The sequence below is a fragment of the Porifericola rhodea genome (genome assembly GCF_030506305.1).
Lineage (GTDB): Bacteria > Bacteroidota > Bacteroidia > Cytophagales > Cyclobacteriaceae > Catalinimonas > Catalinimonas rhodea.
Genome location: NZ_CP119421.1, coordinates 1,115,474 through 1,129,789, shown reverse-complemented (window position 1 = coordinate 1,129,789; position 14,316 = coordinate 1,115,474). Strand labels below are relative to the sequence as shown.

Sequence of the window (14,316 nt, the reverse complement as noted above, 5' to 3'; positions counted from 1 at the left end):
AAATTGTTTATGTAAAGTTGCAATGTGTTTAAGACTTTAGGAATAAATAGATTCATAAATCATTCCAAAAAGTTACATGCACTTTATAGACGAAAATACAAAAATAGCGCCTAAAGCTCACAAATTCAAAATAAATATTTATAAAACCCAATAAAAGCTTTGTGAAATACCATCGTTTAGCCTGCCAGGACTAATTTAATAAAACTTAAAAGGAAATATTTTTACCAGGTGATTTTTTGTAGAAAAAACCTCTTGCAAGTTAAGCAAGAGGCAATGGCTTAATCATATTTTCTTCTGATAAACCAACGGTCGTTAAAGCTTATGCCAAGTCCTGCTTTAAAATAATTTTCACGAATCAGGTTGTTATCTGTAGTGCCTAGAGTACCTGCTTCAAAAGAAAGGTTAAGGCTGGAGAAATTGCGCATAGGAAGCGTAAAACCGAAAGTAATACCCATATTGGTAATTTGAGTACCTTCTACATTAAATGGTGTATTGCTGTAGCGTAAGCCGGCACGGTAAGCAATGCGTTTGAGGTAGCTGTCTACAGAGTTAATATCAGGAATAATCTGTCCACCCACTGCAATGGTGTAGGCATTTAGCATATTATCGTTGCTTCGCTCACCAGAAGCATTATCTGCCTGGTAGGCTCCATAATTTTCCCACTCCTGCATTGTAAAGTCTACGCCTACCATGTATTTGTATGCCTTATCCAGGGCAAGGCCAATACCTATTTTTTGAGGGAGTACTGCATTGCCATCTTCATTGTGGAGGATGGTATCTCTACTTACCAATTGCCCGCTACCAATCTGGCTGTTCTCAAAACTGATGTTTTTTTCGGCATTAATGGTGGTTTCAGGCTGATATACCGCTCCAAAGTTAAGGCTAGTTGTATTGTTTAGCTTTAGTGCGTAGTGTATAGCAGGCTCTATGACAATACCTCTATAAAAAACGTTTTCGGTATAAGTAGTAATAAGGTTAAGGTCATCTCCGGTAATTGGAAGGATACTCAGCTTGTCTTCTATCGCTCCAAATAGATATGTAGCTTTAAGCCCCAGGGCCAGACCTTTGTAGATATGAACTCCATTAGAGAAATGGATTCTGCTCAAACCTCCGCTACCTTCTTTGGTAAGACTGGCTACATCATCATTGCTGGTAACTGTGCGGGGCTCCTCTATTTTGTAGTCTACCTGAGTGTAGGGCGAAATACCAATACTCATAGACCAGCGATTGTTAATAATCGGAAAGGCAAAAACACCATAGGCCAGGCCTCCACTCAGGTTAGAAGCTGAAGCTCCATCTTTTGACATATTTTTGTACTCTACCTTAAGGGCTGCGTCAAAAGAGCTGAGACTGTTCTGATATAGCAAGGCAGGGTTTACATTGTTAATATGCAAGCCCGAACCGCTGGCAATACCTACGCCTGCCATACCTTCATTATGTATGAGTGCGGAACCAGACATACTGCCAAGGCCCTGAGAAGAGTAAGGAGTTCTGTCGGTCTGCGCCAATGCTGTACCGAAGCTTAACAACATAAAAAGGCAGGTGTGAATAAATTTATGAGACATTATATTCTAAAATTCTGTTGAGTCCAATCAAAATAAGTTCCGGTACGGTAGTATGAGCCACATCAATACCCTGACTTAGCAGGTCTGCATCTCCTCCACACAATACAACCTCCAAATTTCTAAATTTGTCTGCATACATCCGAATCATTTGCGTTATTTCTGCCTGAGTGCCAAATAATGCCCCGCTTTGCAATGCAGTTTGGGTATTGTAGCCTATAAGCGGAATATGAGCAGCTTCAGCTTGTTCTACATGCACTAACGGCAAACGAGCGGTAAAAGTATGCATGGCTTTGGCTCTCATCTGCAAGCCAGGAGAAATATTGCCGCCCAGGTAGTTTTTTTTGCCATCGGCTACATCGTAGGTAATGCAGGTGCCTGCATCAATAGCTAACACAGGCCGATCAGGAAAAAGTGCAATTGCGCCGGCTATGGCTGCTATACGATCGGTGCCTAATGTGCGCGGAGTCTGATAGGTATTTATAAAGGGTAAGGGAGTATTTGCATTGAGAAAAATCACCTGAGCATCTTTTTCATCTACTTTGATAATGTCTTCTAATTGGCTTGAAACAGAAGAAATTATAAGCCCATTATAGCTTTTTTTGCCAATAAGTGTAGGGACTTCTTGCAGGGGTAGGTGAGAATATGTATGTTCAAGTTTGCCATGCAAAAAGAGGCCTGCTTTGGCAAAAGTATTACCGATATCTATGACTAAATTTTCCAAAAAAATGCCGGGTTTATCAATTTTAAATTCAAAAACTTTACGATTATACTATCTTTGCTCATATCTGACCTAAACTTTAAAGTATTTAATCGTACATGATATAGTAAGAGCTTGTAGCAGTTTTTTTTACAAGCTTATTGAAAATAACTACACAAACTAACCAATCTAGATGAGCAAGGGTGCCTATACTTTTTTCATTGTTCTTATCTTAACATTATTCTCTGTTCCCACACTTAAGGCTGATCCTTTAAACGAACTTACTCTTTCTGAACAATCAGCCTCTACGTCAGTGCATAGCATTTCACAAGAGCCTGAGCAAACACATGAGGCAGAAGAAGGAGAGGCGGCGCATGCTGAAGAAGCTGAGGGTGCTCACCATGAGAGTGCTCCGCCCTGGACCGTTATTCCTTTTGTAGTACTGTTACTCATGATTGCTACTGGTCCTCTTTTCTACGAACACTTCTGGCATAAAAATTATCCCATAGTTGCGGTGCTTCTTGCAGTAATTGTAGTGTCATACTATCTTTTAGTCCTGCATAACCAGCACGACCCCATACACGCTCTGGCAGAGTATATGCAGTTTATTGCTCTGCTCTCTTCACTCTACATAGCTTCTGGTGGTATACTGATAAAGGTAGATAAAAAAGCGACGCCTATGGCCAATTCGGTACTGCTGATAATTGGTTCTGTTATAGCTAACCTTATCGGTACTACTGGTGCCTCTATGCTATTGATCCGTCCCTTTATTCGCCTCAATAAGAATAGAGTTAAAGCCTACCATATCGTATTTTTTATTTTTATGGTAAGTAACATAGGTGGAGCGTTAACGCCTATTGGTGATCCTCCACTTTTTCTTGGTTTCTTAAGAGGAGTGCCGTTCTTCTGGACTATGGAGCATAACTTTGTAGAGTGGATAGCTGCCCTGCTGGTTATTGTTGTAATCTTTTATGTAATTGATAGCCGAAACAAATCTGAAAATGATATAGAAGAGGAACCTCAAACCTATTCTAATAAAATTACGCTGATTGGTACTAAAAACTTTCTGTGGTTAGGTCTAATAATTATCGCTGTATTTATTGACCCCAATAAGTTTGATTTCGTGCCCGGTATAGAGTACCATGGCGTTACTTTTTCTTTTGTGCGTGAGCTAATTATGTTCTCAGTAGCTTATCTGTCATACCGCTTTGCCAGCAAAGAGGCAATAAAGGGGAATGATTTTAACTTTGAGCCTATTCGCGAGGTAGCTTTTATTTTCATTGGTATTTTTGGAACCATGATGCCTGCTCTGGAACTGGTAGGAAACTTTGCCCGCTCAGAAGCTGGAGCGGCACTTATCACCCATAATACTCTTTACTGGGGTACGGGCCTACTTTCTGGCTTTCTGGATAATGCTCCTACTTATCTAAACTTTCTGGCAGCCGCTATGGCTTCTCAGGGAGCTAGTATAGGTAATTCAGCAGAAGTTATTGCTTTTGCAAACGGTGAGTACGTAAATAGTGTGCTCCGTCTGACCGCTATATCGGTAGCTTCTGTGTTTTTTGGTGCCATGACCTACATCGGTAATGGTCCTAACTTTATGGTAAAGTCTATAGCTGAGCAGATTGGCATTAAGATGCCTTCATTCTTCGGGTACATCATCCGCTTCTCTTTGCCCTTTCTGCTGCCAACGCTTATACTCATCTGGGTTATCTTCTTTGCTTTTCAATAGGCGAATAATAAATAGAGAAAAAGCTACATATTATCCGTATGGGTGACCTTACCCTGTTGAATAGTAAAAACTTTCTTATCTGCCTGTATGGGCTTAAAAATCTGATATGTGCGTTCGGGGCGTGCATCGGTAACAAAAAGCTGCCCAAAAGAGTGGGCGGCTACCATTTCGCTTAGCTTCGCGATGCGAAAATCGTCTAGTTTATCAAAAATATCGTCTAGCAGTAGAATAGGCTTACTCTTTATTTCATCCTTAATCACGTCAAACTGGCTTAGCTTTAAAGCAATAACAAAAGATTTTTGCTGACCTTGTGAGCCATACTTTTTTACCGGAAAGCCATTTATCTCAAAAAGGTAGTCATCCTTATGTATACCTAGTGTAGTACGCTGGACTATCATATCTCTGCGGTAATTGCGGTAAAACTTCTCTTTAAACCCTTCTTCCTCAAAGTCTGACTGGTAGCTTATCTTTACTTCTTCTTTCTGCCCGGAGAGATTGTTATAGTGCTGTATAAAAGCTGGGAAAAACTTTTCCAAAAAAGCTTTACGGTAGTTGTATATCTGCTGTCCGGTATCTACCAACTGATCGCTATATGAGTCTAGTAGCTCTTTTTCATAATAATTGTGCTCGGCAAACTGCTTTAGTAAGCTGTTTCTCTGCTTTAGGTTATGGTTATAGCGCAATAGCTTTTCCAGATAGTCGCTATTGATCTGAGAGAGTATACCATCAAAAAACTTACGGCGAATTTCGCTACCAGCCTTTATAATATCTGTATCATCAGGCGTAATCAGTACCACCGGAAAAAGTCCAATATGCTCACTCAACTTATCGTAAGGGATACGGCTATTCTTAAACTGTTTCTTTTGGCCCTGCTGTAGGCTAAACTGCACATTGTGCTTTTCGTCCTGCTTGAAAAAAGAGCCTTTGACCATAAAAAAGGGTGCTTCATGCTTAATATTCTGTGCTTCTGTACTACTAAAGGCACTTTTAGTTAGCGATAAGTAGTAGATAGCATCCAGCAGGTTGGTCTTGCCGCTCCCGTTCTCTCCAACCAGGCAGTTTATCTGCTCAGAGAAGCTTAAATCAAGTTCTTCGTAATTCTTGAAGTTGAGCAAACTGATATTTTCAAGCCACATTAGTTCGTAGTTGAATGTTTTTGTGTTATTTTGCGCTGGTAAAACAGTGACACATGGCATGTGTTTACTTCCATGAAGAACTCCATTATTTAATTATTAAAGAATTATGGCTGTAAGTAGTACAAAGGAAAAGTCAAAAACTAAGAAATCATCTTCTAAAGCCCAAAAAACTGAATTTTCTAAGGAAACCTATATGTGGTGGTACGAGATGATGTACTTGTTGAGAAGATTTGAGGAGAAAGCGGGTCAGCAGTACGGCCGCCAGAAAATCAAAGGTTTTTGCCACTTATATATCGGACAGGAAGCTTGTGTTGCCGGTGCAGTTTCTGCCCTAAAAAAAGGAGACAAATATATTACTGCCTATCGTGATCATGCACATCCTATAGCTTTAGGTACAGACCCTAAGTACATCATGGCTGAGCTGTTTGGCAAAATAACTGGTGTTTCTAAAGGTAAAGGAGGCTCTATGCACATGTTTGATGTAGAAAATCACTTTTATGGTGGACATGGTATTGTAGGTGGTCAGATTCCTCTGGGAGCTGGTTTAGCTTTTGCTGAAAAATATAAAGGTACAGATCATGTATGCGCTACTTATATGGGTGATGGTGCTACCCGCCAGGGAGCTTTCCACGAAACCCTGAACATGGCTATGACCTTTAAGTTACCAGTAATCTTTATCATAGAAAACAATGGCTATGCCATGGGTACTTCTGTAAAGCGTACCAGTAACGTTACTGAACTGTATACCCTGGGAGAGTCTTACGATATTCCTTCATTCCCGGTAGATGCCATGAATGTAGAGAGTGTGCACCATGCCGTAGCAGAAGCAGCGGAGCGTGCTCGTAGTGGTGAAGGGCCTACTTTATTAGAGTTCAGAACTTATCGTTACAAAGGACACTCAATCTCTGACCCCGCAAAGTACCGTACTAAAGAGGAGCTGGAAGAGTATAAGCAGCAAGACCCTATTTTGCAGTGCATGAACTCAATCCTGGATAAGAAGTATGCATCTGAAGACGACCTTAAAGCTATAGAAGATAAAGTGAAAGAGCAGGTAGAAGAATGCATTAAGTTTGCCGATGAATCTCCTTTCCCTGATGCTGAAGAAGCACTAAAAGATGTGTATGCTCAGGAAGATTACCCTTTTATTTTGGATTAATTGACTTTAGATAAAATTTTAAAAGAGCTTTGCTAAGAAACGTAAAGCTCTTTTTTTATGTTTAGAAGAAATTAATGTAGATTTGCACCCTTAAATCTTATAAGATGGCGAATAGAGTAAAAGGAAACAAGCAGAAGTCGGCTAAGGGTAGTGAACAGCACGAAAGTACCGAGCTACTGGAAAGTCCTGATGCACTTAGAGATACCCTGGTTGACAAAACCGGATCATTCTTCAAAAGTAAGAAAAACCAAAATATTGCCTTTGGTATTGGCGCAGCCATAGCTTTGGTAATAGCCGGTATATTTGGCTATACCTATTATATGGATAGCCAAAACGAAGCAGCTCAGGATGAGATGTTTCAGGCGGTATTCTACTTTGAAGCTGATAGCCTGGACCGTGCCCTGAATGGGGATGGCAACAACTTCGGGTTTTTAGAAATTATTGATGAATACGGTGGTACAGGTGCTGCTAACCTGGCTCATTACTATGCTGGTATTGCGCTTTTAAAACAGGGCAATTATAATCAGGCTATAGACCATCTTACCAGCTTTAGCGCCTCCGACCTTTTGGTGCAGGCACGTGCTTATGCATTGGTAGGAGATGCTTATATGGAGCTGCAAAACTACAGCGAAGCCGCTAACTATTACAATAAAGCTATTAGCTATAAGCCTAACCGCTTCTTTACCCCACAGTATTTGGTAAAAGCAGCTTTGGCCTATGAGGAGATGGGAGAGTTTGAAGAGGCTGCGGAAAGCTATGGAAGAATAGTAGAAGAGTTTCCTGAAGCTACAGAATACCAGCAGGCACTCAAACAGCAGGTGAGACTACAAAGCCTGGCTGCCGGAGAATAGATTTAGAAAAAGAATAATCAAATAGAGGGAGGATAAGGCTGTGCGGTGATAATTTACCGCTCCATAGTCTTATCCTTTTTTTTAATACCTAATTGATACAAACGTATGTCTACGGCTCATAAAAACTTAAGCGATCACAAAACGGATCAGCTACCAGATATATCAACCAAGAAGTTTGCTATTGTTACCTCCGAATGGAACGAAGAGATTACAGGAGCTTTATATCAGGGCGCATTTGATACTCTGGTAAAGCACGGAGCTAAAGAGGCTAACATTGTTAGCAAATGGGTGCCAGGGAGCTTTGAGTTAAGCCTGGGAGCACAGTGGCTTGCCTCTGATTCCTCTGTAGATGCAGTTATTGCTTTGGGCTGTGTAATTCAGGGAGAGACACCTCATTTCGACTATATCTGCCAGGCAGTAGCCCAAGGTATAAAAGATGTAAACCTAAAATATAACAAGCCCGTCATATTTGGTGTATTAACTACTGATAACCTAGAGCAGGCTCAGGATAGGGCAGGAGGTAAGCATGGTAATAAAGGAGATGAGGCCGCCTATACTGCTATCAAGTTGCTCGGTTTCTGGTAAATCATTTAAGCTCAGTAATTTTTTCAAATAAATACCTAATTCCACTATGAAAGTTCTCAAGTTTGGAGGTACCTCATTGGGCAGTCCTGAAAGGATGCAAAATGTTGCTGACCTAATCACCAAAGAAAGCGGGAAAAAAATTGTTGTTTTATCCGCCGTTTCTGGTACCACCAACACCTTAGTGAGCATTGCTGCTGCTCTTTCCAAAGAAAACTCTGAAGAGGCAGGCAATATTATTCACCAGCTTTACGGCTCCTATCAGGCTTATTGTAAAAACCTGCTACCCCAGGCAGATAGCCTGAAAGAAGGGCTGGAAATTGTAGAAGCTCATTTTACGGTGTTACGTTCTATGCTTGAGACCCCCTATAGTGCGGATGTAGAAAAGGAGATACTAGCCCAGGGCGAGCTTTTGTCTACCAAGCTTTTCGTAACTTACCTGGCTCAGGAAGGTATAAAGGCTACTTTGCTTCCTGCGTTAGAGTTTATGCGAATAGACGAAGAGAATGAACCTGATACTCTTTATATCCGTGAGCGTTTGCAGCACCTGCTGGATGGGTTTGCAGAGCAAGACCTGTTTGTTACACAGGGATACATTTGCCTTAACAGTAAAAAAGGTATAGACAATCTACAAAGAGGAGGTAGCGACTATACAGCTTCTTTAGTAGGAGAGGCAGTAAGTGCTTCTGAAATACAGATTTGGACAGATATAGATGGTATGCATAACAATGACCCTCGTATTGTAAAGCACACTTACCCAATCCCTACCCTGTCTTTTGACGAAGCAGCAGAGCTGGCATATTTTGGAGCGAAGATCTTGCATCCCTCTTCCATCCGTCCTGCGCAGCATGCTAACATTCCGGTAAAGCTGCTTAATACCATGAAGCCTGAAGCCGCTGGAACTACTATTACAGCTTCTGTAGACGATGCGCGGCAGTTTACAGCCGTAGCCGCTAAAGATGGAATTACGGCTATTAAGGTAAAATCTTCTCGTATGTTGCTGGCCTATGGCTTCCTCAGGAAAGTATTTGAGATTTTTGAAAAATACAAGACTCCGATAGATCTGATCACTACCTCTGAGGTAGCAGTATCTTTAACTATAGACAACCAGACACATCTGAAATCTATTAAAGAGGAGCTGGAAGATTTTGGAGATGTAGAGGTACATACCGATCATTCTATCATATGTGTGGTAGGTAATATGCCTTTCACTAAAGTTGGAATGCTAAAAAAAGTGTTGGATGCTATTGATGATATTCCCATCAGAATGGTATCCTACGGAGGTAGTAAATACAATATTTCACTGCTGATAGATAGTGAATACAAGACTGAAACACTTACCCGACTCAACGAAAAAATATTCGGGCAGAGCCGCTAGGCTAAGTGCTTGTTTGCTAGAATTTTAACTGTTTGTCAAAATTAAATAGCTGAGTTTTTTGCGTACTTAGGTATAGCAATGCTCAGCTATATTTTTATCTTTAGACCAAGCTAACCGTAAAAAACTTTCAATGTCGTACCAAAGATGGAATAAGGTGCAGTCTGGACGTAGAGCAGAAACATCTACTGTGGGTGAGGCTATGCGAGAGCTACTAGATGCCTATAAACTGAAGGCAAAGTTTGAGCAGACGCAGCTAATCAACTCATGGGAGAGGTTAATGGGAGCGCCTATAGCGCGGCGTACTGACAAAATCTTTATCAAAGACCGTAAACTGTATGTAAAGTTAAGCTCAGCTGCGCTGAAGCAGGAGCTAAACATGTCTAAATCAAAAATATTGTCAATTTTCCTGAGAGAGTTTGGCGAAGTAGTAGTAGAGGATGTAGTGTTCTTGTAGGGAGAGTGGAAGAGAGACCGTTTTGAGTGGCCTGGCATTTGTCAGGCTTTTTTATTGGCAAAAACCGGAGGCTTGGGAGAGAAGGAGATGCTTTTTCTTAAGCGATAGATATTATGGCGCTTTTTACTACAACAGTCAAATTCTATCTTATCCATTATACGCCTGACCAGCATTAGGCCTACACCACCTTTACGTTTGGTGCCGATAATATCGCTTAGTTCGGGTTCTTTGTAGTCACAAATGTTAAAGCCTGCGCCTTCATCTCTAATCTCAAAGGTGATGCTTGAACCTTCATCTATGTTAATAATAAGCTCTAAGCTTTCGTCTGGATTGCAATGATGAGAATGAATCATAAGATTAGCGCATACCTCATCTACAGCTAATACCAGCTGGTGGGCATCCACATCAGATAAATCGTAATGACCCAAAATATTGGTTACAAAGTCTCTGATGCTTTGCAGCTTATCCTTACAACACGGTACTTTAAATGTGTAATTCATTCGACAAAATCTTTCTTAGCCTCTTCTTCTGTATCCACTATAGTTAACAACTGATGCAGGCCTAAAATTTCAAAAACTTTATATACCTTTTCATTCATATTAAAAAGGACAAGCTTTTTATCGTTAGCTTCCAGCTCCTGAATGTAGGACATAAACACGCCCAATCCGGCTGATGAAATGTAGCGCAGATTAAGGCAATCTACTAAAATTTTTGGACATTCAGCGTTTACAGCCCTCTGCATAGCCTCATCAAGGTGTATAGATGAACTGGCATCTACCTCTCCGTCTATTTTTATTAAACAGTATTTATCACCAAAATCTATACTTACGTCTACCATAACTAATTAGTTATACGCTACTTAGCGTTTTAAGTTCCTTCAGCCTATTTGAACTTGATGATTAAGGCTGTGTAGTCATCGTCAAGGGCATTTCCATTGCAAAAGCTAAAAATACTGTTAAGCAATGCTTCCTGTATAGCCTTAGGGTTTTCAGTAGCGTGTTGCTCTACAAAGTTTCTCAGTCTTTCGTAGCCAAACTGTTCGTGCTCCCGATTAGCAGCTTCGGTAATACCGTCAGTGTATAGCATTACGATATCTCCCGGTGAATAGTTGACTTTTGTAACTTCTATATATTGATTAAATTTTTCGCTGCGTATTATACCTAGACCAAGCCCCTGATTTTCCAGGAAGCTAGCTTTATTTGCAGTGTTATCGTAAAACAAAGTTGGGCAATGCCCTGCGCGCGCAAATTCTATTGTAGACTGCTGGGTATCTACTACAAAAAATGAGGCAGTAATAAATGAGGTTTTTTCCAGGCAGCGGCTCAATGCGCTATTTGCATAAATTAGAAACTGATCAGGTGACAGGTTGAGTTGAGCAAGACTATGGAAGACACCTTTCATCTGGGCCATATTAAATGCTGCTGAAGTTCCTTTACCTGATACGTCACCTATAATGATGATAAATTTGTGCTCAGAAATCTGGTAAATATCATAGTAGTCTCCTCCCACCTGATCTGCAGCTTCAGAAAAAGCGGCTATGTCAAATACTTCATTGGAAACGGGCTCCTTAGGCAGCAGGCTTTGATGTACCCGGTTGGCAATCTCTAACTCTTCTTTATAGCGCTCGTTTTCAATGGTTTCGCTAAGGAGTTGAAAGTTTTCTACAGAAATACATGCCTGGCTGGCAAAGGTACCAATGATGCTTACCATTTCTTTGTTAAAACCATCAGACACTTCTTTAAGCACCACTAAGGTACCGATGTTGTTGTTTTTGACTACTAAAGGTATCCAGAGTACAGATTTGTAATCAGGAAGCTGAAGCAGGCGATGTTTTTTCCTTGATTTCCGGTAGTCTTTTCTCTGAAGCAGAGGTTTTCCCAGGCCACTTTTGTTACCATCAGATTGTAAGGCTCCCTCTCTGATTTGCTCTTTTAAGACGGGCACCTTATCCGCACTTACCTGCTTAGTGAGCAGTATCTGTTGATCTTCATGTTCTACTTCTATCCAAGCAGCATCGGCAAATACAGCCTTGACGGAGCTCTCCAACAAAATTTCAAATATTTGATCCACTTTGTAGCCTGCCTGTGTAGATTGGCTAAGCCTCTGGAAGTTGATCACCTCTTCCAGTTTTTGCTCAAATACTGAGGAAGTAGGCAGGTTAAACAGGATAACCAAGAGAGAAAATATGTTGTAGACAAAAGTAAAGCCGAACATAGCTAGTATGTAAGCTACATTCATCATATCGGTAGGGAGCAGTGGATAACTTTCTGAGTCTATATCGCTGACTGAGTACCTGCCCAGGGTATAAAAGAAGAATAGGGTAAAAAAGGCAATGGCAAGCATGATAATGATGCTTTTCCATTTTTGCTTAAAATCCAGATAAGCAACCCATTTTAGGTTTATGGATAGTATAACACCCAAGATAAAAAGAAGGGCAAGGATAATATTGTTGAGTAGCTGAAAATTAGCAGCGGGAAAAAAGCTTAGTAAGATGCTTATGAGTAAAACATACTCAAACATTTGCCAGAGGCGAATCAGTCGTTTAGACTTTTGGTAGAGAATGAGCTCTTTCCAGACCATTATGGTAGAGGTTAGGAAAGCTGTGATAAGCCCAATGTTTATATGATAGAAAAAGCTTTTTAGAAATAAGTTCTCTGATAAGCGGCTGTCTCCTAATAAATTATAAAATAATACTATGGTAAGAGAGACAATGGTTGCCAGCAAACCTGTGGCAAAGACACGCCATAGCAGGTCAATAAAGTTGATCCTCTCTGCCCTCCCCGTAATGTAGCGATAGTAGAAGAAGAGAGAAACAAAAAATAAGCTTAGCAAAACCAGCCTTGTTTCAGCAGGTATGCCAGGCCTCATATTGTTGATGTCCGCAAATAGCAGGGAAAGATCAGTGACCACAAGTAGAGTCCAACTGATAATACCCAGAAAAAGCGTTATACGGATGACATTTTTATGAAAGCGCATGTAGCATCAGGACTTTGCAAAAAGTGTATGCTGTAAGGAAATTTCCTTACAGCATACAACCTGCTAATACAAAGCTAATATAAAATATGAAATGGAAAAGTGACCTTTAGTGTAATTCAACTACGTTCAGGGACTGTAATTAGGAGCCTCACGTGTAATGGTAATATCATGAGGATGGCTCTCTCTGGAGCCTGCATTGGTAATTTTGACAAAACGAGCTTTTTGTAGGGCAGGAATATCCTGTGCGCCACAATAACCCATACCTGCCTGTATACCACCAATGAGCTGATATAGCACCTCATCAACCAATCCTTTATAGGGTACGCGGCCTACAATACCCTCAGGTACCAGCTTTTTAATATCGTCTTCAGCATCCTGGAAGTAGCGATCTTTAGATCCTTCATCCATAGCCTCAACCGAGCCCATACCACGATAAGATTTGAATTTACGTCCTTCGTAAAGAATTACTTCACCGGGAGCTTCATCAGTACCTGCTAGCAAAGAGCCAATCATAATGCTGCTTGCTCCGGCAGCTATAGCTTTTACGGCATCGCCAGAGAAGCGTATACCACCATCAGCAATAATAGGTACACCACTGCCCTCTATAGCTTTTGCAGATTCGTACACTGCAGATAGCTGAGGTACCCCAACACCCGCAATAATACGAGTAGTACAGATACTTCCGGGGCCTACACCTACTTTTATAGCGTCAGCACCAGCCTTTACCAAGGCTTTGGCTGCTTCGGCAGTAGCTATGTTTCCTACTACCAATTCAACTTCAGGGAAGGCTTGCTTTACTTTTCGTGCGGTGTCAATAACTCCTTTTGAGTGGCCATGTGCAGTATCAATACTGATAATATCAACTCCAGCGCTTTTGAGCATCTTTACTCTATCCAGAATATCATGCGTAACTCCAACAGCCGCTCCTACTCTCAACCTGCCATATTCATCTTTACAGGCATGAGGGCGGTCTTTGTTTTTGAGAATATCTTTGTAGGTAATAAGCCCACTTAGCTTTCCATCTTTGTCAATAATAGGAAGCTTTTCAATTTTATACTCCTGTAGTATGTCTTCCGCTTTTTCCAGTCCCACGCCCAGCTCGGCAGTTACCAGGTTCTCACGCGTCATGATGTCCTTCACTGGCTGCTTCAGGTCTTTCAGAAAACGCAAATCACGATTAGTAATGATACCCAAAAGACGACGGTCTTTGTCCACTACCGGAATACCACCAATTTTGTTTTCGCGCATGATAGTTTTGGCGTCAAAGACTGTGGCATTGATATCCAACGTAATGGGGTCCAGAATCATCCCGCTTTGCGAGCGTTTCACTTTTCTGACCTGATGCGCCTGGGCATCAATAGACATGTTTTTATGAATAAAACCTATACCACCAGATAAGGCAATAGAAATAGCCAGCTCAAACTCTGTTACCGTATCCATAGCAGCAGAGACGAGAGGAATGTTCAGCCTGATGTTTTTGGTAAGTAGGGTAGAAGTGTCTGTGTTTCTGGGAAGTACCTCTGAATAGTCGGGCACGAGCAGCACATCATCATAGGTGAGTGCTTCGTACAAAAACTTAGAAGTGTCAGTCATCATAGGCAAATAAGAAGATTTATTTGCCGGTCAAAGTTACTTACATTCCACGATAAATTAAAATATTATTTATCACTCCTGATGATTTATTTTTTAACAAGCCTTTGCATGCCCACAAAAGTCCATTTAATTGGGAATTTAATAGGTTAACAAACTATCTGTAAAAAGAAAGTATTAGAATATAAAGCCAGGAAAT

Annotated in this window: 13 protein-coding genes; 6 read left to right on the top strand and 7 right to left on the bottom strand. The window is 40.9% G+C overall.

Annotation, left to right across the window (positions count from 1 at the left end):
* Positions 1–278 precede the first annotated feature (278 nt).
* On the bottom strand, positions 279–1,532 hold the full coding sequence (bamG, locus tag PZB74_RS04645) for a BamG family beta-barrel-assembly machinery protein (protein ID WP_302241170.1): 1,254 nt from the start codon (positions 1,530–1,532) through the stop codon (positions 279–281).
* Positions 1,533–1,554: 22 nt separating this feature from the next.
* Positions 1,555–2,286 carry a type III pantothenate kinase gene (locus tag PZB74_RS04640; protein ID WP_302241169.1) on the bottom strand — a complete coding sequence of 244 codons (732 nt, stop codon included), beginning with the start codon at positions 2,284–2,286 and terminating at the stop codon, positions 1,555–1,557.
* 169 nt (positions 2,287–2,455) lie between these two features.
* Here PZB74_RS04640 and PZB74_RS04635 point away from each other — a divergent pair, with 169 nt between their 5' ends.
* Positions 2,456–3,994 (top strand): sodium:proton antiporter, encoded by a 1,539-nt coding sequence (locus PZB74_RS04635; protein ID WP_302241168.1) that lies wholly within the window; start codon positions 2,456–2,458, stop codon positions 3,992–3,994.
* Between the two features lie 23 nt (positions 3,995–4,017).
* Here the strand turns inward: PZB74_RS04635 and recF are convergent, their stop codons facing one another.
* Complete coding sequence (gene recF, locus PZB74_RS04630; RefSeq protein ID WP_302241166.1) at positions 4,018–5,130, bottom strand: DNA replication/repair protein RecF; 1,113 nt, start codon at positions 5,128–5,130, stop codon at positions 4,018–4,020.
* Positions 5,131–5,236: 106 nt separating this feature from the next.
* Between recF and pdhA the strand changes: the two genes are divergently transcribed.
* From pdhA to PZB74_RS04605, 5 genes are all read left to right on the top strand, one after another.
* On the top strand, positions 5,237–6,286 hold the full coding sequence (gene pdhA, locus PZB74_RS04625) for a pyruvate dehydrogenase (acetyl-transferring) E1 component subunit alpha (RefSeq protein ID WP_302241165.1): 1,050 nt from the start codon (positions 5,237–5,239) through the stop codon (positions 6,284–6,286).
* Positions 6,287–6,390: 104 nt separating this feature from the next.
* Entirely contained in the window at positions 6,391–7,137 is a 747-nt protein-coding gene (locus PZB74_RS04620; protein WP_302241164.1) for a tetratricopeptide repeat protein, read from the top strand.
* A 105-nt stretch (positions 7,138–7,242) separates the two neighbouring features.
* A complete protein-coding gene (ribH, locus tag PZB74_RS04615) occupies positions 7,243–7,722 on the top strand; it encodes a 6,7-dimethyl-8-ribityllumazine synthase (RefSeq protein ID WP_302241163.1) in 480 nt (159 codons plus the stop codon).
* Between the two features lie 46 nt (positions 7,723–7,768).
* Positions 7,769–9,097: an aspartate kinase gene (locus PZB74_RS04610; RefSeq protein WP_302241162.1), complete on the top strand. Its 1,329-nt coding sequence runs from the start codon at positions 7,769–7,771 to the stop codon at positions 9,095–9,097.
* A 130-nt stretch (positions 9,098–9,227) separates the two neighbouring features.
* Positions 9,228–9,551: a DciA family protein gene (locus tag PZB74_RS04605; protein ID WP_302241161.1), complete on the top strand. Its 324-nt coding sequence runs from the start codon at positions 9,228–9,230 to the stop codon at positions 9,549–9,551.
* Positions 9,552–9,592: 41 nt separating this feature from the next.
* Here PZB74_RS04605 and PZB74_RS04600 read toward each other — a convergent pair whose 3' ends face one another.
* The 4 genes from PZB74_RS04600 to guaB all read right to left on the bottom strand — a co-directional run bounded on the left by PZB74_RS04600 (position 9,593) and on the right by guaB (position 14,123).
* Positions 9,593–10,051, bottom strand: a complete 459-nt coding sequence (locus PZB74_RS04600; RefSeq protein WP_302241160.1) for an ATP-binding protein — start codon at positions 10,049–10,051, stop codon at positions 9,593–9,595.
* Complete coding sequence (locus PZB74_RS04595; protein WP_302241159.1) at positions 10,048–10,389, bottom strand: STAS domain-containing protein; 342 nt, start codon at positions 10,387–10,389, stop codon at positions 10,048–10,050. The genes PZB74_RS04600 and PZB74_RS04595 overlap by 4 nt, the downstream gene beginning before the upstream one ends.
* Before the next feature lie 44 nt (positions 10,390–10,433).
* On the bottom strand, positions 10,434–12,527 hold the full coding sequence (locus tag PZB74_RS04590) for a GAF domain-containing SpoIIE family protein phosphatase (RefSeq protein WP_302241158.1): 2,094 nt from the start codon (positions 12,525–12,527) through the stop codon (positions 10,434–10,436).
* 126 nt (positions 12,528–12,653) lie between these two features.
* Positions 12,654–14,123: an IMP dehydrogenase gene (gene guaB / locus PZB74_RS04585; protein ID WP_302241157.1), complete on the bottom strand. Its 1,470-nt coding sequence runs from the start codon at positions 14,121–14,123 to the stop codon at positions 12,654–12,656.
* Positions 14,124–14,316: the final 193 nt, after the last annotated feature.

What these genes read in the sequence shown, in the direction of transcription:
- bamG (WP_302241170.1), bottom strand. Translation starts at nt 1,532, where the DNA reads ATGTTGTTAAGCTTCGGTACAGCATTGGCGCAGACCGACAGAACTCCT.
- PZB74_RS04635 (WP_302241168.1), top strand. Translation starts at nt 2,456, where the DNA reads ATGAGCAAGGGTGCCTATACTTTTTTCATTGTTCTTATCTTAACATTA.
- recF (WP_302241166.1), bottom strand. Translation starts at nt 5,130, where the DNA reads ATGTGGCTTGAAAATATCAGTTTGCTCAACTTCAAGAATTACGAAGAA.
- pdhA (WP_302241165.1), top strand. Translation starts at nt 5,237, where the DNA reads ATGGCTGTAAGTAGTACAAAGGAAAAGTCAAAAACTAAGAAATCATCT.
- PZB74_RS04620 (WP_302241164.1), top strand. Translation starts at nt 6,391, where the DNA reads ATGGCGAATAGAGTAAAAGGAAACAAGCAGAAGTCGGCTAAGGGTAGT.
- ribH (WP_302241163.1), top strand. Translation starts at nt 7,243, where the DNA reads ATGTCTACGGCTCATAAAAACTTAAGCGATCACAAAACGGATCAGCTA.
- PZB74_RS04610 (WP_302241162.1), top strand. Translation starts at nt 7,769, where the DNA reads ATGAAAGTTCTCAAGTTTGGAGGTACCTCATTGGGCAGTCCTGAAAGG.
- PZB74_RS04605 (WP_302241161.1), top strand. Translation starts at nt 9,228, where the DNA reads ATGTCGTACCAAAGATGGAATAAGGTGCAGTCTGGACGTAGAGCAGAA.
- PZB74_RS04600 (WP_302241160.1), bottom strand. Translation starts at nt 10,051, where the DNA reads ATGAATTACACATTTAAAGTACCGTGTTGTAAGGATAAGCTGCAAAGC.
- PZB74_RS04595 (WP_302241159.1), bottom strand. Translation starts at nt 10,389, where the DNA reads ATGGTAGACGTAAGTATAGATTTTGGTGATAAATACTGTTTAATAAAA.
- PZB74_RS04590 (WP_302241158.1), bottom strand. Translation starts at nt 12,527, where the DNA reads ATGCGCTTTCATAAAAATGTCATCCGTATAACGCTTTTTCTGGGTATT.
- guaB (WP_302241157.1), bottom strand. Translation starts at nt 14,123, where the DNA reads ATGATGACTGACACTTCTAAGTTTTTGTACGAAGCACTCACCTATGAT.